The organism is Streptomyces sp. NBC_00223, from assembly GCF_036199905.1.
Taxonomy (GTDB): Bacteria; Actinomycetota; Actinomycetes; order Streptomycetales; family Streptomycetaceae; genus Actinacidiphila.
The window spans coordinates 7,357,920-7,381,325 of record NZ_CP108109.1 but is presented as its reverse complement, the minus strand read 5'-3'; the positions used below and the strand labels follow the sequence as shown (position 1 = coordinate 7,381,325).

General features: G+C 73.4%; 22 protein-coding genes. 9 read left to right on the top strand and 13 right to left on the bottom strand.

The genetic code is table 11. From position 1 onward, the window contains the following. Positions 1 to 161 precede the first annotated feature (161 nt). Positions 162 to 365, top strand: a complete 204-nt coding sequence (locus OHA30_RS31455; protein WP_328917256.1) for a DUF397 domain-containing protein — start codon at positions 162 to 164, stop codon at positions 363 to 365. Between the two features lie 118 nt (positions 366 to 483). On the opposite strand, the gene OHA30_RS31450 is transcribed toward OHA30_RS31455, so the two are convergent. From OHA30_RS31450 to OHA30_RS31410, 9 genes are all read right to left on the bottom strand, one after another. After that, positions 484 to 840 carry a DoxX family protein gene (locus tag OHA30_RS31450; protein ID WP_328917255.1) on the bottom strand — a complete coding sequence of 119 codons (357 nt, stop codon included), beginning with the start codon at positions 838 to 840 and terminating at the stop codon, positions 484 to 486. Positions 841 to 1,139: 299 nt separating this feature from the next. Continuing rightward, entirely contained in the window at positions 1,140 to 3,038 is a 1,899-nt protein-coding gene (locus OHA30_RS31445; RefSeq protein WP_328917254.1) for a complex I subunit 5 family protein, read from the bottom strand. A gap of 9 nt (positions 3,039 to 3,047) precedes the next feature. Beyond that, entirely contained in the window at positions 3,048 to 3,392 is a 345-nt protein-coding gene (locus OHA30_RS31440; protein ID WP_328918074.1) for a sodium:proton antiporter, read from the bottom strand. A gap of 5 nt (positions 3,393 to 3,397) precedes the next feature. Beyond that, positions 3,398 to 4,177, bottom strand: coding sequence for an MnhB domain-containing protein (locus tag OHA30_RS31435; RefSeq protein ID WP_328917253.1), 780 nt, complete (start codon positions 4,175 to 4,177; stop codon positions 3,398 to 3,400). Further along, positions 4,174 to 4,515 carry a Na(+)/H(+) antiporter subunit B gene (locus OHA30_RS31430; protein ID WP_328917252.1) on the bottom strand — a complete coding sequence of 114 codons (342 nt, stop codon included), beginning with the start codon at positions 4,513 to 4,515 and terminating at the stop codon, positions 4,174 to 4,176. Before OHA30_RS31430 ends, OHA30_RS31435 begins: the two co-directional genes overlap by 4 nt. Next, positions 4,512 to 4,853 (bottom strand): cation:proton antiporter, encoded by a 342-nt coding sequence (locus OHA30_RS31425; protein WP_328917251.1) that lies wholly within the window; start codon positions 4,851 to 4,853, stop codon positions 4,512 to 4,514. The genes OHA30_RS31430 and OHA30_RS31425 overlap by 4 nt, the downstream gene beginning before the upstream one ends. A gap of 1 nt (position 4,854) precedes the next feature. Then, positions 4,855 to 5,136: a monovalent cation/H+ antiporter complex subunit F gene (locus OHA30_RS31420; protein ID WP_328917250.1), complete on the bottom strand. Its 282-nt coding sequence runs from the start codon at positions 5,134 to 5,136 to the stop codon at positions 4,855 to 4,857. A 208-nt stretch (positions 5,137 to 5,344) separates the two neighbouring features. Next, a complete protein-coding gene (locus OHA30_RS31415) occupies positions 5,345 to 5,842 on the bottom strand; it encodes a hypothetical protein (protein WP_328917249.1) in 498 nt (165 codons plus the stop codon). Between the two features lie 238 nt (positions 5,843 to 6,080). After that, complete coding sequence (locus OHA30_RS31410; protein WP_328917248.1) at positions 6,081 to 6,461, bottom strand: hypothetical protein; 381 nt, start codon at positions 6,459 to 6,461, stop codon at positions 6,081 to 6,083. 188 nt (positions 6,462 to 6,649) lie between these two features. Here OHA30_RS31410 and OHA30_RS31405 point away from each other — a divergent pair, with 188 nt between their 5' ends. Beyond that, the gene (locus tag OHA30_RS31405) at positions 6,650 to 7,117 is read left to right on the top strand and encodes a YchJ family protein (protein ID WP_328917247.1); all 468 of its coding nucleotides are present in this window, start codon (positions 6,650 to 6,652) and stop codon (positions 7,115 to 7,117) included. A 29-nt stretch (positions 7,118 to 7,146) separates the two neighbouring features. Here the strand turns inward: OHA30_RS31405 and OHA30_RS31400 are convergent, their stop codons facing one another. Further along, complete coding sequence (locus OHA30_RS31400; RefSeq protein WP_328918073.1) at positions 7,147 to 8,409, bottom strand: MFS transporter; 1,263 nt, start codon at positions 8,407 to 8,409, stop codon at positions 7,147 to 7,149. A 387-nt stretch (positions 8,410 to 8,796) separates the two neighbouring features. Between OHA30_RS31400 and OHA30_RS31395 the strand changes: the two genes are divergently transcribed. Both OHA30_RS31395 and helR read left to right on the top strand, forming a co-directional pair. Beyond that, the gene (locus OHA30_RS31395) at positions 8,797 to 8,970 is read left to right on the top strand and encodes a hypothetical protein (protein ID WP_328917246.1); all 174 of its coding nucleotides are present in this window, start codon (positions 8,797 to 8,799) and stop codon (positions 8,968 to 8,970) included. A 543-nt stretch (positions 8,971 to 9,513) separates the two neighbouring features. Further along, a complete protein-coding gene (gene helR / locus OHA30_RS31390) occupies positions 9,514 to 11,661 on the top strand; it encodes an RNA polymerase recycling motor ATPase HelR (RefSeq protein ID WP_328917245.1) in 2,148 nt (715 codons plus the stop codon). A 31-nt stretch (positions 11,662 to 11,692) separates the two neighbouring features. On the opposite strand, the gene OHA30_RS31385 is transcribed toward helR, so the two are convergent. Next, positions 11,693 to 12,322, bottom strand: a complete 630-nt coding sequence (locus OHA30_RS31385) for a TetR/AcrR family transcriptional regulator (protein ID WP_328917244.1) — start codon at positions 12,320 to 12,322, stop codon at positions 11,693 to 11,695. 216 nt (positions 12,323 to 12,538) lie between these two features. Here OHA30_RS31385 and OHA30_RS31380 point away from each other — a divergent pair, with 216 nt between their 5' ends. Then, on the top strand, positions 12,539 to 13,309 hold the full coding sequence (locus OHA30_RS31380; protein WP_328917243.1) for an SDR family NAD(P)-dependent oxidoreductase: 771 nt from the start codon (positions 12,539 to 12,541) through the stop codon (positions 13,307 to 13,309). A gap of 151 nt (positions 13,310 to 13,460) precedes the next feature. Here the strand turns inward: OHA30_RS31380 and OHA30_RS31375 are convergent, their stop codons facing one another. Then, positions 13,461 to 14,630: a hypothetical protein gene (locus OHA30_RS31375; RefSeq protein WP_328917242.1), complete on the bottom strand. Its 1,170-nt coding sequence runs from the start codon at positions 14,628 to 14,630 to the stop codon at positions 13,461 to 13,463. A 255-nt stretch (positions 14,631 to 14,885) separates the two neighbouring features. Between OHA30_RS31375 and OHA30_RS31370 the strand changes: the two genes are divergently transcribed. The 4 genes from OHA30_RS31370 (at position 14,886) to OHA30_RS31355 (ending at position 21,673) form a co-directional block, all read left to right on the top strand. Beyond that, positions 14,886 to 17,720, top strand: coding sequence for an AfsR/SARP family transcriptional regulator (locus tag OHA30_RS31370; protein ID WP_328917241.1), 2,835 nt, complete (start codon positions 14,886 to 14,888; stop codon positions 17,718 to 17,720). Positions 17,721 to 18,329: 609 nt separating this feature from the next. Continuing rightward, positions 18,330 to 18,596 (top strand): DUF5133 domain-containing protein, encoded by a 267-nt coding sequence (locus OHA30_RS31365; protein ID WP_328917240.1) that lies wholly within the window; start codon positions 18,330 to 18,332, stop codon positions 18,594 to 18,596. A gap of 263 nt (positions 18,597 to 18,859) precedes the next feature. After that, a complete protein-coding gene (locus OHA30_RS31360; RefSeq protein WP_328917239.1) occupies positions 18,860 to 19,570 on the top strand; it encodes a chaplin in 711 nt (236 codons plus the stop codon). A 336-nt stretch (positions 19,571 to 19,906) separates the two neighbouring features. Beyond that, the gene (locus OHA30_RS31355; protein WP_328917238.1) at positions 19,907 to 21,673 is read left to right on the top strand and encodes an ABC transporter ATP-binding protein; all 1,767 of its coding nucleotides are present in this window, start codon (positions 19,907 to 19,909) and stop codon (positions 21,671 to 21,673) included. An 86-nt stretch (positions 21,674 to 21,759) separates the two neighbouring features. Here OHA30_RS31355 and pgm read toward each other — a convergent pair whose 3' ends face one another. Beyond that, positions 21,760 to 23,400 (bottom strand): phosphoglucomutase (alpha-D-glucose-1,6-bisphosphate-dependent), encoded by a 1,641-nt coding sequence (gene pgm / locus OHA30_RS31350; protein WP_328917237.1) that lies wholly within the window; start codon positions 23,398 to 23,400, stop codon positions 21,760 to 21,762. Between the last annotated feature and the right edge of the window lie 6 nt (positions 23,401 to 23,406).

The following is a 23,406-nucleotide window of genomic DNA, read 5'->3' as shown; positions in this document are numbered from 1 at the left end:
CCGAACGGACACGACCTCGCCTTCGGGGGCGGCGAGTTCAGGACGTTCGTGCGCACTCTCGGCGACGGCGGGTGCGACAGGCCGTAGCGTCGTACGTGATGCGCGTGCTCATGGAGCGACCGACGGTGGCAAGCTGAAGCTGTGAAGGAGTGGCGCAAGTGATGAACAGCGATCCGACCCGAGCGCGGTGGTTCAAGTCGAGCTACAGCAACGGTCAAGGAGAGTGTGTCGAGGTGGCGTTCATGGGTGAAGCCATCGCCATGCGGGACAGCAAGAACCCGGGCGGCCCCGCCCTGACCTTCGCGACCGACGAATTCAGGACGTTCGTCCGCCACATCGGCGACGGCAGGTTCAACCAGCCGTAGTGGCGTGCCCGCTGTGCGGCGGCCCTTACCCCGCACAGCGCCGGCAGCGGTTCGAGTGATCCGGCTCGACGGGGCGGAGCGGACCGTGACGGCCGCTGAACTCCCGGGCCCCGGCGGGCTACCAGAAACCGTGGTGGACAAGGCCCAGAGCCAGAGCGGCCGCCGCCGTGGCGAGGAAGACAATCCCGCCCACGATGTTCCGGGAGCCCACCCGCAGGTGGGCGATGATCGCGCCGATGAAGTACAGCACGAGGCCGCAGGCGGCGAGGGTTCCCAGGAGCGGCACGGCGAGCCCGGCCAACAGGCCCACGGTGCCCGCTGCCAGCAGCATGCCCAGCACCGGTACCCACTTCCGGGGCAGGCCCTTCATGTCCGCCTGGGTCTTGGGGTATTCGTGGCCGATCAGATAGGTGACGGCGGCGGCACCGTTGAAGACCGCGCCGAGGATGACGACCGTGACGTAGGCGGCGAACACGATTTCTCCGTTTCTGTGGGGAACGGCGTTGCCGGGCACTCCGTCGTGGGACGCCGTTCGTCCATCAGGACGAGCCGGCGACTCGTTCTGTGACAACGGCCGCCGACCGGGGCGTACAGGTGCCCCCGGCGAGCGCCCGCTGCCGAGTACCGGCGCCCGCCCGCCCGACCACGCCCGCCCGCCGACGCCTGCCCACCCGCGCCCGCCCGCACCCGCCAGCCCGCGCCCGCCCACCCGCAGCCACCGAGTCACGCAGCCCGCGCCCGCGCCGTGCCCCCACTCCCCGGACGGGCGGAAATTCAGCGCTGCGCGCCCACCGCGATCAGCAGGGCCGCCAGACCGACCGTGAGCCAGGCGACGTAGTCGCCGAGGAGGCCGGAGTGGAGGCGGCGCAGCGGGAGGACGAGGTGGCGGTCGCCGGCCGCCGCGACCGCGCGGACCGTACGGGCGGCCGCCCATCGGCGGTCCGGCCGCCAGACCGCCGCCGCGGCCAGGCCCACCGCGAGCGCCGCGGACAGCAGCCCGAGCAGAACCCCCGCCGGGGTCCACGCAGCCTCCGGCAGCGCCCGCAGCAGCGCGGGCGCGGGCAGGCCCCGCACATCGGCGACGTACCCGGTCCGGTCGTCGAACGTGCGGGCCGCCGCCGCGAACGCCGGGCCGACCCCCGGCGCCACCCCGACCGCCAGCGCGGCGGCGAGCAGCACCGCCGGGACGGCCGTCATCGTCAGCGGCAGCGCCCGCAGCGGGTCCCGTACCTCGGGCTCCTCCGCGTCGCCGCTGGTCTCCACGTCGGAGTGGCTGCGGGCGGGTGCGGGCCCGGCGCCGTGGAAGATGCGCAGCCCGGCCCTGAGCACGGCGCCACCGGTCAGCGCGGAGACCAGGACGTACAGCGCGGGCAGCCACGCCACCCGCTCCCCCGCCGCGTGTTCGGCCACCGCCTTGCCCAAGGCGGTCCCGAAGGGCGGCAGCCCGGCCAGCGCGAGGCCGCCGCAGAGGAAGAGCGCGCCGGCGAGTGGTGAGCCGCGTCCGCGCCCGTAGAGCCCGTGTTCGTCGACCGAGCCGTGCCGGTCGAGCAGCACGCCGGTCAGCCCGAAGAGCGCGGCCTTCACCCCGGCGTGCCCGGCGACGTAGAGCGCGGTGCCGGTGGTGGCCTGCGGGTCGAGCAGGCTGAGGCCGAGCAGCCACAGACCGGTGTGGCCGATGGTGGAGAAGGCGAGCAGCCGTTTGAGGTGCCGTTGGTGCCAGCACATCACGGCGCCGGTCAGGGCGGTGAGCGCGCCGGCCACCGCGAGGGTGTGGGTGAAGGCCGACGCCGGGATGCCGCCGGGGCCCGCGAAGACCGTGAGGTAGACCCGGGCGATGCCGTACACGCCGAGTTCCACCATCACACCGGACATCAGCATGCACACCGGGGTGGGCGCGACCGCGTGCGCGTCGGGCAGCCAGAAGTGGAAGGGCACGGTCGCGGACTTCACCAGCATCCCGGCCATCACCAGGACGAACGCCGTGACCGCCAGCGCGTCCGTCCGGTGCGCGGCCAGCGCGGTCCCCATCTGGGCCATGCCGAGTTCGCCGGTACGGGCGTAGAGCAGGCCGATGCCGAGCAGTGTGCAGTACGCGGCAAGGGAGTTGACGACCCCGAAGGTGAGGGCGCCGTGCAGTGGGCGCGGGTCCTCGATGCGGAAGCCGGTCAGCGCGTACGCGACCACGCCCATCAGCTCGAAGAAGACGAACGCGTTGAACAGGTCGCCGGTCAGGGCGAATCCGCACATGCCGGCCTCGAACAGCAGCAGCAGCGCGGGGAAGGTGCCCAGATGGCCGGGCGGCGGTTCGTCGAAGTACCGCCAGGAGTAGACGAGTACGGCCAGGACGAGCGCGGCGACCAGCAGCGCGAGCCCCGCGCCGATCCGGTCGCCGACGAGCACGATGCCGACGCCCTGCCCGTTGTGCAGCGTCCAGCCGCCGAGCCAGGAGACCGCGCGGCCGCCGCCCACCTGGCCGATGCCCGGGTCGGCGGTCCGCGCCTGGTCCAACCGGCTCCAGAGCAGGGCGAGTTCGGCGACGCTGAGCGCGGCGGACACGGTCGCGAGCACATCGACCGCGAGGCGCGGCAGCAGCTTGCCGCCGAGCACGAGTACGGCCGCGCCCAGCAGCGGGATCGCGACGGCCAGCGGAAGAAGGTCCACCGTCGGTGGCACGGGCGGCCCTCAGCCCTTCAACTCGGTAAGTTCTTCGGGGTTCACGGTTCCCGAGCGTTTGCGGATCTGGATGACCAGGCTCAGCAGCAGGGCGGTGACGGTGGCGCCGACGACGATGTCGGTGAGCGCCAGCGCCTGTACGACGGGGTCGACGACCGGTGTGCCGACGGGGATGTCCGAGAAGACCGGCGCGGTGCCGGCCCGCCGGAAGCCGATGGCCAGCAGCAGGACGTACGTGGACGACTGCGCCACGGCCAGGCAGCCGACGGCGTGCACGAGGTTGCGGCTGGTGACCATGCCGTAGACGCCGATCAGGAAGATCCAGCCGGCGGCGAGGAAGGGCAGCAGGTTCAGAAATCTCAACGGTCGTCGTCCTCCTGTGTGCCGCGGTCGCGGTCCGCGGCGGGACCGTCGGGGGAGGTGATCTCCACGGCCTGGTCGAGGAATTGGGCGAGCAGTACGATCACGCCGGAGGCCACCTCCACACCGACGGCGGCGTTCACCAGCGGCACCAGGCCGGCGGAGGACAGCTGGTTGAAGGTGCCCAGCGGCAGGACGTTCTTCAGGTAGGCGCCGCCCGCGACGAGCCCGGCCAGGCCCAGCGCGGTGAACGCGCCCGCGCCCACCGCGTCCAGCGCCGCGAAGACCGCGAGCGGCCGCACCCGGCGCAACACCCGGTAGTCGGCGGCGACATACGCCAGGTGCAGTCCGGTGGCCAGGACGATGCCGCCCTGGAAGCCGCCGCCCGGGCTGAGTTGGCCGTGCGCGACGATGTAGAAGCCGACCAGCGCGGTCACCGGCAGCAGTCCCGCGCCCAGCAGCAGCGTGGACGGCAGGACACGGCCGCGCTCGGGGACCGCGCGGTTCTCGTCACGGGCGCGGCGCAGCAGGACGACGGCGCCGAGCACCGCGCCGAACAGGATGGACTCCTCGCCGAGGGTGTCCATCGCGCGCTGGTCGAAGTTGATGGCGGAGACCACGTTGGCCGTACGGTGTCGCAGGGCCGCCTGTACCGCCCGGGCGCCGTACGGGTGGCGAGTGGTGCCGAAGTGCGGCAGGCCGGTGCAGGCGGCGGTGAACGCGACCGCGAACACACAGGCCGCGGCGAGGAAGAGCGCGGTACGGACGCGGCGGCTCATGAGCGGGTCCCGGAGGGGCCGGGGGCGTCGGTCCTCGGGGGGCCGCCCCCGGAGGTCCCGGTCCGCTCGCCTCCGCCGTCGCGCGGGCCGCGGCGGATCTTGCGGACGGTGAGCAGGATCAGCAGCGGGGTGATCGCGCTGCCGACGGCGAGTTCGGAGAGCGCCACGTCGGGCGCCTGTACGACCAGGAACAGCAGGGACAGGCTCAGCCCGAGCAGCGTCAGCACGACGGACTGGCGTACGGGGTCACGGGTGAGGGCCGCGCAGGTCGCGCTGACCGTGACCAGGACGAGGGCGGCGGCCACGAGGAAGTCGACGGCTCCGGGTGCGGTGTTCACGCGGGCGGCTCGCCACGGGCGGGGGCGGGATCGGGATCGGCCTGTCCGTCGTGGGGGTCGGCGTCGTACGCCATGGTCCGGCCGATCGCGATGGAGGTCAGCGGCCCGCAGAACGCGGTGAGCGCGCCGATGAACAGCAGCTTCACGGCGGCTCTGCCCGCCCCGGCGTCCAGCGCGAGGGCGAGGCAGACCAGCGGAAGGCCGAGGCTGCTCGCGGGGGCCAGGGCGTGCAGCCGCGCGTACGGGGTCGGCAGGACGAGCAGCGCCAGCGCGGACAGCAGGAGGGCGGCCGCGCCGCAGCACAGCAGGATCAGCGCGCACACATGGCGTACGTCCATGTCAGCTCCGCTCCTCCGACCGGGGTCGCCCGCCGACGCCGGACAGGCAGCGGGCGAAGACGAGGGTCCCGGCGGGCGCGAGCACGGCCAGGACGAGGGCCACGTCGACGTACGAGGTGCGGTGCAGGCCGCGGGCCGCGAGCAGGAAGACGGCCTCGGCGACGACGGCGAGCAGCGCGGTCCCGGCGAGCCGTTGCCCGGGCTCGCCCCGGGAAGCCCGCCACACGCAGGGCCCCGCCCCGCAGGGCAGCAGTACGCAGGCGACGACGATCCACGCGTTCACCGGCCGAACCCCCCGCAGTGCCGGGCGGGTTGAGGCGCACGCCCCGGAACGCGCCCGCACCGCAGCCGGCCGGGGCCATGCGGCCGGGCCGCCCGCCGGGGCCGCACCGGACCGGCTCCGTTACACGGGGCCCTCCCAGGAGGGCAGAGCACCGGTAGACCTGCGGCGGCGCAGGCGCCTAACGCGCGGGGCGCGCCCGCCGGCGGGGTCACGCGGGACGGCCTTCGGACAGGGCGCGCTCGACGGCGGAGGGGGACGGCGACAGCAGGTGGGCCCGCAGATCGCGGCCGGCCAGCGGGGCGGGCGCGTCCGCGATGTCGATCACACAGGCCCCGGGGCTCGCGGACAGCAGCGCCGCCGCACACGCCGGGTCAACGCCGGGCGCGAGCCGGACCGTCACGGCCAGTCCCTCCCCGCCGCCCCGGCGGCCCAGCACGCGCGCGACCACCGCCGCGAGCTGCCCGGTCTCGCGCAGCAGCGTCAGCGGAAACGCCGCGGCGGCCCGAGCGAGCCGGTGACCGTACCGCAGCGGGGGATGCTCGGCCTGCCGCACCGCCTCGGCCGAGCCCGCGCCGAGCAGGGCGAACCCGGCGCCCACCATCAGCTCCAGCGGCGGCACACTCGAAATCAGGATCACGTACAGCAGAAAGAGCAGGCCCCACCAGACCAGCACATTGACCGCGGCCACCGCCGCCGTACGGACCATCCCCAGCCGCCTCCTCGCTCGCGCACCGGCCTCCGCCCGGTATACCGGGCAGGGCGGGCCCGGTCGGGCCACCCGGGAGGACACGCCACCACGGGCCACTCCGTTGCCACGGGCGGGCGTCCGTCCGCGTCCGGGCGGCCGAAACGCGCGGACCCACCGGGGGCACTACGGCGACACCGCGCCGACACGACCGAAGCGCGCGAGCCCGGAGCAAGCGCGCCGACACGACGTCAACGCCTCACTGGTTCTCCAGCCGCAGCCGCGCCTCCTGCTCCTGGTCGCCGGACGCGGTCCCGACGACCCGTACGGAGAACGCCTCCGCCAGGCTCTGGCGGAGCCGGTCCACCGCGTGGTAGCCGCCCTGCGCGGTCACGGTGACGGGTTCCGACAGGTGCGCCGGGCCGGGCAGGCCGATCGTGTGCGAGACGTCGAAGGTCGCGCCCCACACGGTGGGCCGCCCGCCGGGCGCGTCGGCGGGGAGGTCTTCGGCCGCGCGGTCGGACACGAAGGTGGCGTTCAGCGCGGCGAGCACGGTCTGGGCGTCCTCCTTCTCGCACCCGTCGAGGGTGATGGCGACCTGGGCGGACGGGTCTGCGGACTGGTCTTGCAGGGTGCTCACGGCGGTTCCTTCCGGCAGGCAGCGGAATCTGCGGGGGCCCGGCCGCCGTCGTACGTACACACGAATCGACGACGGACGTCACGGACAGCGCATTTCCGCTCAGGAGCGGGCAAAACCCTGGGTTACGGCAAACGGGCGCGGGCCGATCGGCTGAATTCCCGGCCGCCCGCGTCCGGCACAATCGGGGCATGTCCCGACGGCCCGCGCGTACCCGCGTCCCCGCGTCCCAGTCCCCCGCGTCCCCATCCCCTGCGACGCAGTCCATCGCGTCCCTGTCCCCCACCGCCCCCTGCCCCTGCGGGCTCGCCGCGCCCTACGGCGAGTGCTGCGGCGCCTTCCACGCGGGGAAGGGCGCGGCGCCGACCGCCGAGCGGCTGATGCGGTCGCGGTACAGCGCGTTCGTCGTACGGGACCCCGGCTATCTGCTGCGTACGTGGTTCTCGGGCACCCGGCCGCCCGAGCTGACGCTCGACGCGGACATCCGCTGGACCGGGCTCGACGTGCTCGGCACGACCGGCGGCAGCGCCTTCCACCAGGAGGCCACGGTGGACTTCCGTGCCCGTTTCCGGCTGCGCGGCCAGGACGGCGAGCAGCGGGAGAACAGCCGCTTCGTCCGCGAGAACGGTCTGTGGGTGTACGTCGACGAGGCACCCTGACGCCCTGGCGACCAGGGGCGGCGAAAGGCTCAGGCCACCGGCGTCCTCGCGTCGTACCTGCGGAAACTCCCCTGGAACACCGCGATCATCCCGACCGCCGCGATACACGCGAGCCCGCCGCCGACGATGGCGGCCGTGGGGGTGAAGAGGTCGGCCGCCGACCCGGCGAGGAAGTCGCCGAGGCGCGGTCCGCCGACCACGACGACCAGGAAGACGCCCTGGAGGCGTCCGCGCATGTCGTCGGGGGCCGCGGATTGCAGCATGGTGTTGCGGAAGACCATGGAGACCGTGTCGGCGCAGCCCGCGAGGGCGAGGAAGAACAGGCCGAGCCACAGATTCCGGGTCAGGCCGAAGACCGCGACGGCCGCGCCCCAGGACGCGATCGCGATGAGGACGGCGAGCCCCTGGCGGTTGACCCGGCCGAGCCAGCCGGAGAAGACGCTGCCGAGCAGGGCCCCGACCGCGGGCGCCGCGGCGAGCAGCCCGACCGTACGGGCGTCGCCGCCGAACCAGAGGACCGCGAGGGCCGGGAAGAGGGCCCTCGGCTGGGCCAGCACCATGGCCGCGAGGTCGGAGACGAAGGTGGTCCGCAGATTCGGCCGGGCGGCCAGATAGCGCAGGCCCGCGATGACCGAGGGCCGCTGCCGTACGCCGCTCTCCCCGTCGCCGGGCAGCATCGCGGGCAGCCGCCACATCGCGTAGAGGGAGGCACTGAAGGCGACGACGTCGATGAGGTACGCCGCCTGGTAGCCCCACAGGCCGACGAAGACGCCGCCGAGCATGGGTCCGGCCATCTGTCCGACGCCGCCGGCCAGGGAGGCGAGCGCGTTCGCCGCGGGCAGCCGCTCGGCCGGCAGCAGCCGGGGGATCATCGAGGAGCGGGCGGGCGAGTTCATCGCGAAGCAGACCGACTGGAGGGCGACGATCGCGTAGAGCAGCCCCACGGACCGCACATGGGCGATGGCCGCGGCCGCGAGCGCCGCCGAGAGCACGGTCGCGCCCAGGGCGGTGATCAGCCCGAGCCTGCGCCGGTCCACCGCGTCGGCGACGGCGCCGCCGTAGAGCCCGAAGACGACCAGCGGGACGAGCGAACACAGGCCGACGAGCCCGACGTAGAAACTCGATCCGGTGATCGCGTACACCTGCAACGCGACGGCCATCGCGGTCATCTGCTGGCCGATGTACGAGACGGTGTTGCCGAACCACAGCCGCCGGAAGTCGGGGTGTTCCCGCAGCGGGCTGATGTCGGCGAGGAGACGCGAGCGGCGCTTGGCGGGCGCCGCGCCGGGTATGGATGACCCGGATGGCCCACACTCCTCGCGGAGGTCTTCTTCACTGTTGAGCACGGGGAACCGTAACAAACCGGCCCTGTCCCGCTTCGGCCGGGTCGGCGACCCCGCAGACGCGCCGGGCACCCCCGGGAGAGTGAGCCTGCCGCAAACCGGCTGGTGACGGGGGACGATTCCGGCATACGCTGTGCGGGACGAGCAGGCTGCCGGGGAAGTACCGGGCCCCGGCGCCCGTCCCGGAACGAGTCGCCACCTCGGCCCACGCTTCCGGCTCCGCAACAGGCGCCACCGCGTCCGCACCGCCCGAAGAAGGATTCCCGCCGGGCGCCGGGACGCGAGGAGATGGCCGCGTCAGGCGTTTCCGGTCCACGCGACGCTAAGGAGTGCGCGGTGTCACCAGAACAGCTCAAGCGCAAGGAGAAGGCCAGGGAACGCGGCGGCGACGGTGCCGTGCTCCTCGACGAGGAGACCCCCCTGGAGGCCTGGTCCCGCTGCGCGCCGATCCGGCTCGCCGGTTACGAGGACGACCTGACCGAGACGCACATCCTGCGCGGCATCGACTAGCCACGTCACGGCGTACGGCCCCGCCATCCGTTCACGGGTGGGGGGCCGTCGGCCGTTGCGCGCGACGGGCGGTGAAGCGTCCCGGCCGCCGGTGACGTACCCGGCTCAACCCGGCGTGGGCGCGGGGCGGTTACGCGGGCTGCCCGCGTCCGGGGGCAGCAGCACGCAGTTCTGACACCAGGTCAGGGAGGCGTCGCGGGAACCGAGATGACCGCCGACGGCAGCGCCGTACGCGGTGCGCCTGCGCGAGGGGGCTGTCCGTGTCTGTTCACGACTGCCGCGTCTGTCCGCGGCTGTTCGTGTCTGTTCACAGCGGACGGAGGAAGGTGGAAAGGGGGACCACCCACTTCTTTCCACTTTTAACTTATAGCGCACAGGGGGGCTTGCGGCAAGGCCCCCGTGGTGCCGCAGAATCGTCGGCCCGAGGCCGGAACCCGCGGAAACGAGAGCCGCGAAACGCGTGTGCCGTTGTCGACGCGCACGCCGGTTCCGACGCCTTGCCGCGCGCGACGACTGCGCGCGACCACAGTTCGGAGCTGATGAGTGAACCCCCTGACCACCAGCGCGTTCGACCTTCCCGACCACCTGTCCCCCAAGGCCGACCCGGCCCTGATCGCCGGCGACGAACGGCACTTCGCGGCCGTCGCGGAGAGCCTTGAGCAGACGATCGCCGAACTCTCCGACCGCCTGGACGCCGAGCGCAAGGCGCCCGGCGGTGTCGGCCGGGAGGCGATGGACCGGGACATCGAGATCCACCGCCTGACCGGCCGTCTGCGCGCCTTGCGCCGCTTCGGTCTCGATCTGTGTCTGGGCCACATCGTCCGCACCGACGATCCCCAGCCGGTGTACATCGGACGCCTCGGCCTCACCGACAGCGCGGGGCGCCGACTGCTGCTCGACTGGCGTTCCCCGGCGGCCGAGCCGTTCTTCGCGGCGACCCACGCCAATCCGATGGGGCTGGCGAGCCGCCGCAGGTACCGCTGGACCCGCGGCCGGATCGGCGACTACTGGGACGAGGTGTTCACCGCCGACGGGCTCGAAGGACACGCGGCGCTCGACGACCAGTCCGCGTTCATCGCGAGCCTGGGCGGCGACCGGTCGGCCCGGATGCGCGACGTGCTCGCCACCATCCAGGCCGACCAGGACGCCGTCATCCGGGCGGGCTCCCGCGGCGCTCTCGTCGTCGACGGCGGTCCGGGTACGGGCAAGACCGTCGTCGCCCTGCACCGCGCCGCCCACCTCCTCTACTCCGACCCGCGCCTGGGTCACCGTCGCGGCGGCGTGCTGTTCGTCGGCCCCCATCAGCCGTATCTGGCCTACGTCGCCGATGTGCTGCCCAGCCTCGGCGAGGAGGGCGTAAGGACCTGCACCCTGCGCGACCTCGTCGCCGAGGGGGCCGGGGCGGCGATCGAGACCGACCCGGGCGTGGCCCTGCTGAAGTCGTCCGCGGACATGGTGCGGGCGATCGAGCCGGCCGTCGGCATCTACGAGGAGCCGCCCACCGAAGGGATGACGGTGTCGAGCCACTGGTCCGACATCTGGCTGAGCCCCGATGACTGGGCGGCCGCCTTCGCGGCGGTGGAACCGGGCACCCCGCACAACGAGGCGCGCGACCAGATCCGGGACGAACTGCTCACGATCCTGGTGGACAAGGACGACAGCGACGTCCCGCCCGACCTGCTGCGGCGGTCGCTGCTCCAGGACCGGGAGCTGATCAAGGCCCTCAACCGCGCCTGGCCGATGCTCGACGCGTGCGATCTCGTCGGGGATCTGTGGTCGGTGCCCGCCTACTTGCGCAAGTGCGCCCCCTGGCTCGGCCCCGACGACGTCCGCAGGCTGCGACGCGCGGACGCCCAGGCATGGACGGTGTCGGACCTGCCGCTCCTGGACGCGGCACGGCAGCGGCTCGGCGACCCGGAGGCGTCCGCGCGCAAGCGCCGGCACGAAGCCTCCGTCGCCGCCGAGCGCATGCAGAGGTCCTACGTCGCCGACGGTCTGCTGGAGGCCGACGACGACGGTGAGGGCGCGGTGACGATGCTGCGCGGCCCGGACCTCCAGGACACCCTGATCGACGAGAGCGCGCTGCCCGGCGCCGACCCGGAACCGCTGGCCGGCCCGTTCGCGCACGTCATCGTGGACGAGGCCCAGGAACTGACCGACGCGGAGTGGCAGATGCTGCTGCTCCGCTGCCCGTCCCGCAGCTTCACCGTCGTCGGGGACCGCGCCCAGGCCAGGCACGGGTTCACGGAGTCGTGGCGGGAGCGGCTGGAGCGGGTCGGGCTCGACCGGATCACGGTGGCCCCGCTGAGCATCAACTACCGCACACCGGAAGAGGTCATGGCGGAAGCCGAGCTCGTCATCCGGGCCGAGATCCCGGACGCAAATGTGCCGACCTCCATCCGCAGCGGGGGCCTCCCGGTCGTCCACGGATCGGTCGCGGACCTGCGGGCGGTCCTCGACGCCTGGCTCGCCGCGCACGCCGACGGGATCGCCTGCGTCATCGGCGATCCGGGGTTCCGGGCGACGTCCCGGGTCCGGTCGCTGACGCCGGAGCTGACGAAGGGACTGGAGTTCGACCTCGTGGTCCTCGTCGACCCGGAGAAGTTCGGTACGGGGGTCGAGGGCGCGGTCGACCGCTACGTCGCGATGACCCGGGCGACCCGGCAGCTCGTCGTCCTGACCGGCTCCTGAGGCGGGCGTTCGGGCGGGCCGGCGCGCGGGGTCAGGCGGGGGGCGTGGCGCGCAGGTGCGCGATCTTCGTGTCGATCGCGGCCCTCAGATGCGCCGAATCGCCCGTGGACATCATGATCGACACGCCTCCCTGGATTCCGGCCAGCAGCGCGGCGGACTCCTGCGCGACGTCCAGGGTCGGCGCCACCAGACCGCGCGCCTGGAGCGCGCGCATACCGTCGGCCAGGTGCTCCTGCCACTGGCGCATCAGCGCGACCACGATCGCCCGCGCGCCGGGCCGGGTACGTCCGACCTGGAGGAACAGGGAGCCCAGCGGGCACTGGTCGCCCTGGCGCTCGTAGCGTGCCACCACCACGTCGCGCCACTCGTACCAGGACTCCCAGGAGTCCAGGCGCCCCAGGTGCGGTTGCTGGTCCTCCAGGACCCGGTCCGCCTCGAACCGGGCGACGGCCAGCAGCAGTTCGTCCTTGCCGTCGGGGAAGTAGTGGAACAGCTGGCTCTTGCTCGTGCAGGTGCGGTCACGGATGTCGTCGAGGGTGGTGAAGGCGACCCCCCGCTCCCGGAGCACCTCGGCGGCGCCCTCGACGATACGGGCCCGCGTGGCCCGGCCCTTCGCGGTCAGCGCCTGCGTCCCCTTCGCCGTCAGCACCTGCGTCGTCATCCCGCACCCTCCTCCGCTGGACTCACAGGTCCATTGTGCGCCGCGGCACCGTACCCCCGCAGCCCCCGCGCCCCTCGTCCCCAGCCGCAGCCGCACCCCCGCGCCCGCCCCCGAACTGGACTTGCTGGTCCATTTTTCGCGACGCACAGTGGGCCGAGCGGCCGCACGCCGCGCGGACCGAGCGGAATCACACCGAGCGAGATGAGGAAGCGCACCATGGGCGAGCGACTGAAGGGCAAGACCGCGCTGGTCACGGGGTCGACGAGCAACATCGGGCAGGCCATCGCCGAGGCGTTCGCCGCCGAGGGGGCCCATGTCGTCGTCTCCGGACGCAGCCCGGAGCGGGGCTCGCGGGTCGTCGAGGGCATCCGCGCGTCCGGCGGGCTCGCGGACTTCGTACCGGCGGACCTCGACGGCAGCGCCCGGGCGTCCCGGGACCTGGCCGAGCGGGCCCGCACGGCCCTGGGCGGGCCGATCGACATCCTGGTGAACAACGCCGGGATCTACCCCGGCGCCGCCACGGCCGACACGGACGAGGAGACCTTCGACCGGGTCTACGCGGTGAATGTGAAGGCGCCGTTCTTCCTGACCGCCGACGTCGCCGCGGCGATGGCGGAGAACGGCGGGGGAAGCATCATCAACCTCGGCTCGTGGGTCGCGCGCCTGGGCGTACCGATCGGCGCGCTCTACAGCTCGACCAAGGGCGCCGTGGAGACCCTCACCCGGGCGTGGGCGGCCGAGTTCGGGCCGGCGGGCGTACGGGTGAACGCCGTCTCGCCGGGCGTGATCCTTCCCCGTACCGAGGACGGCGGCGAGCCCCACCCCGGCGAGATCATGATGAAGGGCACCCCGGCCGGCGGCGTCGGCACCCCGGACGCCATCGCGCACGCCGCCGTCTGGCTGGCGAGCGACGAGGCGGCGTTCGTCCACGGCACGGTGGTGGACGTCGACGGAGGGCGCATGGGCGCGGCGGTCATCGCCGCCTAGAACTTCCCTCTGTGCGGGGCCCGGTGACGCGCGGATCGCGTACGCGTGCGGCGGGGCCGCCCGGATGTGCTCCGGGCGGCCCCGCCGTCCCCCGTGGTTCCCCCGTGGTTCCCCCGTGCTCCCCCGTGCTCCCCCGTGGTCTTTGACCCCCTTACGCCGCCGCGAAGAACGCGCCCGGCGTGACGTTCGCCGGCCCCGCGATGTCCCAGTTGGGCTGGGGCGGCGGGTCGGGTATCACGAGGGGGATGTGGATGTGCACGGGCGAGTGGACTTCGCTGCCGCAGTGCCAGTAGCCGTCGTCGTCCGAGGCCGGGCCGACGGTGGCGGCCGCGAGCGACCCCGGCACCACGTATCCCAGGTCACTGACCGCGTCGGTCCGCAGCCAGGTCCCCGTCGAGGAGAGCTGCGCGATGGTGAAGGCGCCGTTGGTCGCCGCGTACCCGACCATGAGCCCGCTGGCACGGGTGGACACCGCCAGTTGGGCGCCGTCCGGGACGTTGGCCGGGCCGGTGGTGTTGGGCACCGGGCCGCCGACCTGACCGCCGCCGGGTACGGGGTGCGCCACCCTGACCCGTCCGTCGTGACCGGTGAAGAAGAGGCTCAGCGCACCGGGCGTACTGGGGACGTTCACGGTCGGGGTGACCGTGATGGCGCTGCCGGGCGTCGACGTGCCCGTAGCGGTGAGCTGCTGGTCGGTCAGCGCACCGGTCGGCGAGCGCCACTGGACGCGCACCGCGCCGTAACTGTCCACGGTGAAGACCCCGTAGCCACCGTTCGGGAGGCCCACGACGGCCATCTCCCCGCCGGGGACGTACGTCGAGGAGCCGTTCGTGTACAGCTGGACCGGCGAGGGCGAGCACGGGTTGCTGATCTCCTGCGGGGCATAGGTCGCCGTGGGGTTCGGCACGTTCACCGCGCCGCCGGTGTTGTACGAACCGGTCGCGGAGGTGAAGACGACGAACCGCCCGTTGGCCGCCCCCGTGGCGACCGGGCCGCCGGGAGGCGCGACGCCCCGGCTGGTGATGGGAATCGGCTGCGGGTACTGCGGGCACGCCTCGTACACAGCGCCGTCGAGGCCGACGAAGAACACCGAGGGCTGCCCGCCCGGCAGCCGGACGGCGCTCACATGGGCGCCGGGCGGGGCGATCCCGCTGGGGCCGATCCTGGCCGCGGTCGACCAAATGCCGCTCTGGGACTGCGTGTAGCCCCACAGACCGCCGTCGGCGGCCACGTAGTAGACGTACGGATTGACCGGCGAGGCCACGGCCTGGGTCGCCGGTCCGCTCAGCAGGCCGACGGCGGCCAGCAGGACCGCCGACACCAGTGCCCATGCCGATCTGTATACGCGCCGAGCCGTCCGGCGCAGTCTCGAATGCGGGCGCCCGATTCCCACCATCACCCTCCCGACTTCCCAAAAGTCGCCTGCCGCGGGCATTCTGGCAGCGCGCTCTGGATGACGTCTGGATGCCGGACTCCCGCCCCTCGGCGGCGAGTTGTGGCCTCGCGGCGGCTGCCGTGCGCGACTTCACCACGAATCGGCGGCGTACGACGCGGTGCACGCGGGGGTGGTCACGCAGTGGACGGCGACGACGGGCGGCCGCTGCCGCTGTCGGTCCGACTGCTCGGGCCGTTACGGGCGTTCGTGGGCGAACGGGAGCTGGCGCTCGGCCCGCCGTTGCAGCGCGCGCTGTTCGCCGTACTGGCCGTGCGCGCCAACCGGGTCGTGCACAGCAGCGAGTTGATCGACGCGGTGTGGGGCGAAGAGCTGCCGGGGCGGCCCGGAGGCAGCGTGCACACCTATGTCGCCGGGCTGCGGCGGGCGTTGGAGCCCGGTAGGTCCCGCCGCTCCCCCGGCCGTTATCTGGAGTCGCAGCCGTCGGGCTACCGGCTGCGGCTGGCGGAGGGGACCACCGATGTGAGCCGGTTCGAACGGCTCAGGGACGAGGGCCGCCAGGCGTGGCGGGCCGGGCGTCCCGAGGCGGCCGAGCGGCTGATGCGCGACGCTCTCGACCTGTTCGAGGGGACCGTACTGGGCGGTGTGCCGGGGCCGTTCGCGGTGGCGCAGCGCGACTGGCTGGCCGAGCAGCGGCAGTCGCTCGCCGAGGACCGGACCGAAGTGCTGCTCGCGCAGGGCCGTTACGGCGACGCCATCACGGAGGCGCGGCTGCTGACCGGTGAACAGCCGCTGCGCGAACGCCCCTGGGCCCAGTTGATGCTGGCGCTGTACCGGGACGGCCGGCAGGCGGAGGCGCTGGCCGCGTACGACCGGGCGCGGGAGGCGTCGGTCGAGGTGCTGGGGCTCGATCCGGGGCCGCTACTGGGCGAGTTGCGGCAGCGGATCGTGGTGGCCGATCCGGCGCTGCTCGCGGGCTCACCGCCGGAAGGGGCCGCCGGGGAGGGGCCGGACGAGGGCGGTGGGAGGGCTGCCGGGCAGGGCGCGGCCCGGCGGCGGGTGAATCTGCCGCGCGACGCCGACCACTTCACCGGGCGGGTCGCCGAGGTCGCCCGGGTCGTCGCGGCGGCCGGGCGGCGCGGGGTGTGCGCGATCGACGGCATGGCGGGGGTCGGCAAGACGACGCTGGCCGTCCATGTGGCCCAACTGCTGGGAGAGCGCTACCCCGATGTCCGGCTGCACATCGACCTGCACGGCCACACTCCGGGCCAGCGGCCGGTGACCGCCGCGGCGGCGCTGGAGAAGCTGCTGCTGGCGGTGGGCGTGCCGGGAGAGCGCATTCCCGCCGAGCCGGACGACCGGGCGGCGCTCTGGCGCGCCCAACTGACCGGGCGCCGGGCCCTGTTGGTGCTCGACAACGCGCTGGACGCGGGCCAGGTACGGCCGTTGCTGCCCGGCTCTTCCTCCTCCCTGGTGCTGATCACCTCCCGGCGCCGGCTGTCCGGGCTGGACGCGGGAGAGCCGCTGAGCCTGGACGTCCTGCCGTACGCCGACGCGCTGGCGCTGTTCGACGCGGTGGCCGGGTCCGGCCGGGTCGCGGCGGAGCCCGAGGCGGCCGGCGAGGTCGTACGCGCCTGCGGACTGCTGCCGCTGGCCGTGCAGATCGCCGCGGCCCGGCTGCGGCACCGGCCCGCGTGGAGCGTGGCGCATCTGCGGGACCGGCTGGCCGTCGAGGACCGGCGGCTGGACGAACTCGCGGCCGAGGACCGCAGCGTCGCCGCCGCGTTCGCGCTGTCGTACCGCTCGCTGGACGCCGCGCGGCGGCGGATGTTCCGGCTGCTCGGCCTCTTCCCCGGCGCCGAGATCGGGCTGCCCGCCGCGGCGGCGCTCGCCGCGGTCGAACGCGCCGAGGCGGACCGGCTGTTGCAGGACCTGGTCGACTGCCAGTTGCTCGACGAGCCCCGGACCGGCCGCTACCGACCGCACGACCTGCTGGGCGTGTACGCCGCGCGCGAGTGCGCCCGCACCGAGAGCGAGCGGGACCGGTCGGCGGCGCTCGACCGGCTGTTCGACTTCTATCTGGCGACGGTCGACGGCGCCGAGGAACTGCTGCGCCCGCAGCGGCTGGACCGCGCGGACGCCGCCGCGCCGGGCGCCGGCGAGCCCTTCGCCGACCGGGCGGACGCGCTGGCCTGGCTGGACGCGGAACGTGCCGCCTTCGCGCCGCTGATCCGGGCCGCCGTACGGGCCGGCCGGCACCGGCACGCGTGGCAGCTCGCGCGCTGCCTGTGGGGGTACTTCGAGTCGCGCGGCCACTGGGCCGACTGGATCGCCTGCCAGGAACTCGCCCTGCCCAGCGCCCGGTTGCTCGGCGACCGGCTCGCCGAGGCGCGGCTGCTGGTCGGGCTCGGCGTCGCGGCCCACGACCTGCGGCGCTACGGGCAGGCCGTCGACCACTACCGGTCGGCGCTGGCCCTGATGCGCGAGACGGGTTTCCGCAGCGGGGAGGCGGGCGTGCTGACCAATCTCGGCAACACGTACCGCCGGATGGGCCGGCTCGCCGACGCCATCGGCTGCCAGGAACAGTCGCTGGAGACCTGCCGGGCGGTCGGCGACCAGGCGGGCGAGGGCATCGCGCTGGCCAACCTCGGCGAGCTGTACCGCGACGCCGGGCGCTCGGCGCGCAGCGTCACCGCGCAGGAGCAGGCGCTGGCGATGTTCCGCGAGTGGGGCGAACGGCGGCTCGAGGGCAGCGTGCTCGACGGCCTGGCCCGTACGCATCTGGCGGCCGGCAACACGGAACTCGCGCTCGCGCACGGCAGGGAGGCGCTGCTGTGCCGCCGGGGCAGCGGGGACCGCTCGGGCGAGGCCGAGACGCTGGACTGCCTCGGCCAGATCCACTTCCGCGACGGCCGCGCGGACGCCGCCGCGGACTGCTGGCGCCAGGCCCTGTCCATCGCGGAATCCCTGAACGCCCCCGCGGCCACGGACATCCGCGAACGCCTGGCGAATCTCTAGGCGGCCCCCGGCGCCCAGCCGGCAAGCGCACCGCGCCGCGCACACGCCCCCACGCGTGAGGCCGGGCCCCGCCACTCGGCCGTGTCCCATCCCGCACGCACGCCCCGCACGGGCACATACGACCGACGGTCGCACGCACGCCCCCACCCGCGGGCCCGTACAGGCGGGCCTTGAGGCCGGGGGCTGCGGCGCGGCGCGCCACGCATCTGCGGCAACTCGACGTCCGCCTTCGCCGCCACGGGCGCGAACAGCGGCGTGCTCCACGAGGACGACAGTTCGAGCGCGCGCACCACGCTCGCACTGGTGAAGGCCCGCGTCTCCCCGCGCCGACCCCGACCACCGCTCGCCCCGGCCACGGCGTGCCGGCAGATGCCCGCCGGCCGAGCCCCTTGCGGTCGTTTCCGGGCCGTCGGCGGGTGCGCGGTTGCTCGCGCGGTTCCTCGCGCGCCTTCGGGGCGGATGGCGGCGGCCCCGGGCGAAGCCACGGTGTGACGGTACGCAGTCGCCCGTCGTGATCCGCACACGGAAAGTTTTCCCGTGTATCGCGCATGTAGTCGCCGTAAGCGGGCAGGCGCGCGGAGACTTCGCCGATCACCGAGGAGTACGACGATGCTGATGGCCCACCCGACCGTGCTGCGGAACCTGGTCGAGCGCTACGAGGCGCTCCGCGCGCTCACCGGCCACCGGAACACGGGCGGCAAGGAGGACAAGGAGGGCGCTGATCCGCATGTACGGCAACAGTTGCAGGACACCGTCTACACCCTGTGCGTGTCCACGGGGACGCGGGAGATAGGCGCGGCGCTCACGGCCGCCCGCCGGCACATCGAGCGCTGCACCTTCGAGGACTCCCGCGTGCTGGGTGAGAACGCCGCCTGAGCGCACGCGTGCCGGAGGGGCATACCGGGGGAAGACGGCGGCGGTCGGAGTACGGCAACCGACCGCCGCCACCCCTCGCCACCCCCGAGGAAGCGACCAGTCACGTACCGAATCGCCCCTATAGGGACACGTCCAGAACAAAACCGGATCACCTTCACCCATTGTGATGAATCCTCGGATACGCATGACCTCATTGCCCTCTGACGCGTTGTGCCCGGTGCGGACATTCGGTCCGCGAGGCATTTCCGGAAGGCAGGGAGCGTATGAAGAGGGTCGCCCGAAAGGGACTCGTCACCGCGATGGTCGCCGGTGGCGTACTGGCCTCCGCGGGGTATGCCCAGGCGGATTCGGCGGCCGACGGCGAAGCCGCGGGCTCGCCCGGAGTTCTGTCGGGCAATTCCGTCCAGGTTCCGGTGCACATTCCGGTGAACGTGTGCGGTAATACCATCGACGTCGTCGGCCTGCTGAACCCCTCGTTCGGCAACCGGTGCGCGAACATCTCCACGGGGCAGTCGACGTTCTCCGGCAACCACCGGCCGGGCAAGCACGCGGGCCGCCCGGCCGTCGAGTCGGCGGGCGCGCTGTCGGGAGGGCGCAACGGCGGCGGCGCCCACGCGGCGGGCCGCGCCAGCGGTTCGCCGGGCGTGGCGTCCGGCAACCTGCTGCAACTGCCGCTCGACATCCCGGCCAACGTGACCGGCAACTCGGCCAATGTGGTGGGCATTCTCAACCCCACCTTCGGCAACACCTCGGTGAACACGGACACTCCGGCCCCCACGCCGCCGGTCGCACCGACGCCGCCCGCCCACAAGCCGGTGCCGGCCCCGCCGAACCCCGCGCCGGTCACCCCTTCGACCGGTCCGACACTGGCCCACACCGGCTCCGACGGCCTCGGCTGGACGGCCGCGGGCAGCGCGGCTCTGCTGCTGGCCGGTGCCGCCCTCTACCGCAGGTCCCGTCCCGGCCACCGCTGAACGGCCCGACGGGCGCCTGACCAACAGGCGCGCGACCAACCGGCGGTGGCCCGGCAGGCACGTGCCCATCCAGCGCGTGCCGCAACCGCCGCACGTATCCCACGCATCACCACAGGCCCAACGGCCCTCAGCGGCCGAGCGCCTGTGCTGTCTACGTCAAATCCATTAACCACCCCGTTGACCAGGAACGACAACAGGGGGGCCGGGCACCGCGGGGCGCCCGGCCTCTAAGGTGTATGCGCGCACATCAACGCCGGGGGCCGCTTCAGCGCCGAAGCCAGCCCCCGCGTCCCTTGCGCACCTGTACCGCGAAGACGTGATGCGAGGAGCCCCGCAATGGCGTTGCCGCAAGGCACGCTCAGCCACCGTTACCGTGGCGAGCACCCCGTCCGAACCCTCCTCTACCTCTTCCATCCCGACCGGCGCCGGGTCTGGGTCGCCGTGGCCGCGTTCCTCGGCAAGCACACCCCGGTCTGGCTGCTCCCGCTGATCACCGCCAACGTCGTCGACGTCGTCGTCCAGCACAAGCCGATATCGGTGCTGTGGTGGAACGCCGCCGTGCTGCTGGTGATCCTCAGCCTCAACCTTCCGCTGCATCTGACCTACGTACGCTGCATGCAGGGATCGATCCGCCGGACGGGCACCCGGCTGCGGACCGCGCTGTGCCACCGGATGCAGCAGCTGTCCATCGGATACCACAACCGGGTCAGCGCCGGAGTGCTCCAGGCCAAGGTGATCAGGGACGTCGAGACCATAGAGACGGCCGCCCAGCAGACCGCGGACAACGGTCTTGCCGCCATCGCCACCCTCCTCGGCGGCCTGGTGGTCATCGGCCTCCGGGCACCGGCCTTCCTGCCCGTCTATCTGGTCGTGGTGCCGGCCTCCGCCCTGCTGGTGGTCAAGCTGCGCCGGCGGCTGCGGGACCACAACGAGTCCTTCCGCCAGCAGGTCGAGCAACTGTCCTCGCGGGTCAGCGAGATGACCACGCTCATCCCCATCACCCGGGCGCACGGCCTGGAGAACACCGCGCTGCACCGGGTGGACCGCACCCTGGGCGAGGTACTGCACGCCGGGCTGCGGCTGGACCGGCTCAACGGCTGGTTCGGCTCGCTCGCCTGGATCCTGCTCAACGCCATCGGTGTCGCCTGCCTCGCGGGCTCGGCGCTGGTGGCCTACTACGGCTGGCTGAACGTCAGCGCGGGCACGGTCGTCATGCTCAGCGCGTACTTCTCCAGCCTCACCGGCTCGGTCACCACGCTGCTCACCCTCACCCCGCAGATCGGCAAGGGCCTTGAGTCGGTCCGCTCGATCGGCGAGGTGCTCCAGGCGCCCGACCTGGAGAAGAACGACGGCAAGGCGCACATTAAGGGCGTCACCGGCCGCTTCGAGTTCCGCGGTGTCGGCCACACCTACGCCGAGGCCGAGCGGCCCTCGCTGCTCGACTTCGACCTGGACGTACGGCCCGGCGAGACGATCGCCCTGGTCGGCGGCTCGGGCGCGGGCAAGTCCACCGTGCTCAACCTGGTGATCGGCTTCCTGCGGCCCTCGCAGGGGCAGATCCTGCTCGACGGTGTCGACATGGAGACCCTGGACCTGCGCGACTACCGCAGCTGGCTGTCGGTCGTCCCGCAGGACTCGATCCTGTTCGAGGGCAGCGTCCGCGAGAACGTCACCTACGGCATGACGGACGTGCCCGAGGAGACCGTACGGTCGGCGCTGCGGGACGCCAACGCGCTGGAGTTCATCGACCGTATGCCGCACGGCCTGGACACCGTGGTCGGTGAGCGCGGGGCGCGGCTGTCCGGCGGCCAGAAGCAGCGGCTGGCCATCGCCCGCGCGCTGATCCGCGACCCCCGGGTGCTGATCCTGGACGAGGCCACCTCGGCGCTCGACTCCCGCTCGGAGGCGCTGGTCCAGCAGGCGCTGACCCGGCTGGTGCGGGGCCGTACGGTCTTCGTGGTCGCGCACCGGCTGTCCACGATCAGGAACGCCGACCGGATCGTGGTCCTCGACGAGGGCCGGATCGTGGAGATCGGCTCGCACGCGGAACTGCTGCGCCGCGGGGGCGCGTACGCGGGTCTCCAGGCGGCCCAGCTCGCCTGAGCCGAAGCCCAAGCCCAAGCCTCGCCTGAGCCGAAGCAGCGAGCGTCACGGGCCCGGGGCCGCGCGCCCCGGGCCCGTCCCGCCGCTCAGTTCTTGAGCGCGTCCGTCACCATCGCCCGCGCCTCGTCCTGGACCCTGGCCAGGTGCTCGTCGCCGAGGAACGACTCGGCGTACACCTTGTAGACGTCCTCGGTCCCGGACGGGCGCGCGGCGAACCAGGCGTTCTCCGTGCACACCTTGATGCCGCCCAGCGCGGCCCCGTTGCCCGGCGCCTCGGTCAGCACCGCGGTCACCGGCTCCCCGGCCAGTTCCTCGGCCGGCACCTGATCCGGCGACAGCTTCGCCAGTACGGCCTTCTGCTCGCGGTCGGCGGGCGCGTCGATCCGGGCGTACGCGGGGGCGCCGAAGCGCGCGGTCAGGTCCGTGTAGTGCTCGGAGGGGGTACGGCCGGTGACCGCGGTGATCTCCGCGGCGAGCAGCGCCAGCAGGATGCCGTCCTTGTCGGTGGTCCACACCGTGCCGTCGTGCCGCAGGAAGGACGCGCCCGCGGACTCCTCGCCGCCGAAGGCCAGGGTGCCGCCGAGCAGTCCGTCCACGAACCACTTGAAGCCGACCGGTACCTCGTTGAGCGGCCGGCCCAGGTCGGCGACCACCTTGTCGATCATCGAGGAGGACACCAGGGTCTTGCCGACGGCGAGTTCCGGCCCCCACTGCTCGCGGTGCCCGGCCAGGTAGGAGATCGCGACGGCCAGATAGTGGTTGGGGTTCATCAGGCCGCCGTCGGGCGTGACGATGCCGTGCCGGTCGGCGTCTGCGTCGTTGCCGGTGGCGATCCGGTACTCGTCCTTGCGGGCGATCAGCGACGCCATCGCGTACGGCGACGAGCAGTCCATCCGGATCCTGCCGTCCCAGTCCAGCGTCATGAACCGCCAGGTCGGGTCCGCGTGCGGATTGACCACGGTCAGGTCCAGGCCGTGCCGCTCGGCGATCTCGCCCCAGTAGCCGACCGAGGCGCCGCCGAGCGGATCCGCGCCGATGGTGACGCCCGCCCGGCGGACGGCTTCGAGGTCGAGCACCGACGGCAGGTCGTCCACATAGCGGCCGAGGAAGTCGTAGCGCCCGGTGGTGTCGGCGGCCAGCGCGCGGGCGTACGGGATCCGGCGGACGTCCGTCAGGCCGCCGGCGATCAGGGCGTTGGCGCGGTCCTGGATCCAGCCGGTGGCGTCGGAGGCGGCCGGGCCGCCGGTGGGCGGGTTGTACTTGAAGCCGCCGTCGGCGGGCGGGTTGTGCGAGGGGGTGACGACCACACCGTCGGCGAGCGCGGTGGTACGGCCCCGGTTGTGGGTGAGGATCGCGTGCGAGACGGCCGGGGTCGGGGTCCAGCCGTCGCGCCGGTCGATCAGGACGGTGACGCCGTTGGCGGCGAACACCTCCAGGGCGGTGACCCGGGCGGGCTCGGACAGGGCGTGGGTGTCGGCGCCCAGGAAGAGCGGTCCCGTGGTGCCCTGCTGGGCCCGGTAGTCGCAGATCGCCTGGCTGGTGGCGGCGATGTGGTCCTCGTTGAAGGCGGTGGCGAGCGAGGAGCCTCGGTGGCCCGAGGTGCCGAAGGCCACCCGCTGGTCGGGCTCGCCGGGGTCGGGGTGCAGAGCGTAGTAGGCGGTGACCAGGCGGGGCACGTCCACCAGGTCATCCGGCCGGGCTGGGGTTCCGGCACGCTCGTGCGGCATCCGTCT

Bases quoted from the DNA above. Each gene is read 5' to 3' on its own strand.
- OHA30_RS31455 (WP_328917256.1), top strand. From the start codon at position 162: ATGAACAGCGATCCGACCCGAGCGCGGTGGTTCAAGTCGAGCTACAGC.
- OHA30_RS31435 (WP_328917253.1), bottom strand. From the start codon at position 4,177: ATGAGCCGCCGCGTCCGTACCGCGCTCTTCCTCGCCGCGGCCTGTGTG.
- OHA30_RS31425 (WP_328917251.1), bottom strand. From the start codon at position 4,853: ATGGACGTACGCCATGTGTGCGCGCTGATCCTGCTGTGCTGCGGCGCG.
- OHA30_RS31415 (WP_328917249.1), bottom strand. From the start codon at position 5,842: ATGGTCCGTACGGCGGCGGTGGCCGCGGTCAATGTGCTGGTCTGGTGG.
- OHA30_RS31405 (WP_328917247.1), top strand. From the start codon at position 6,650: ATGTCCCGACGGCCCGCGCGTACCCGCGTCCCCGCGTCCCAGTCCCCC.
- OHA30_RS31385 (WP_328917244.1), bottom strand. From the start codon at position 12,322: ATGACGACGCAGGTGCTGACGGCGAAGGGGACGCAGGCGCTGACCGCG.
- OHA30_RS31380 (WP_328917243.1), top strand. From the start codon at position 12,539: ATGGGCGAGCGACTGAAGGGCAAGACCGCGCTGGTCACGGGGTCGACG.
- OHA30_RS31365 (WP_328917240.1), top strand. From the start codon at position 18,330: ATGCTGATGGCCCACCCGACCGTGCTGCGGAACCTGGTCGAGCGCTAC.
- OHA30_RS31360 (WP_328917239.1), top strand. From the start codon at position 18,860: ATGAAGAGGGTCGCCCGAAAGGGACTCGTCACCGCGATGGTCGCCGGT.
- OHA30_RS31355 (WP_328917238.1), top strand. From the start codon at position 19,907: ATGGCGTTGCCGCAAGGCACGCTCAGCCACCGTTACCGTGGCGAGCAC.
- pgm (WP_328917237.1), bottom strand. From the start codon at position 23,400: ATGCCGCACGAGCGTGCCGGAACCCCAGCCCGGCCGGATGACCTGGTG.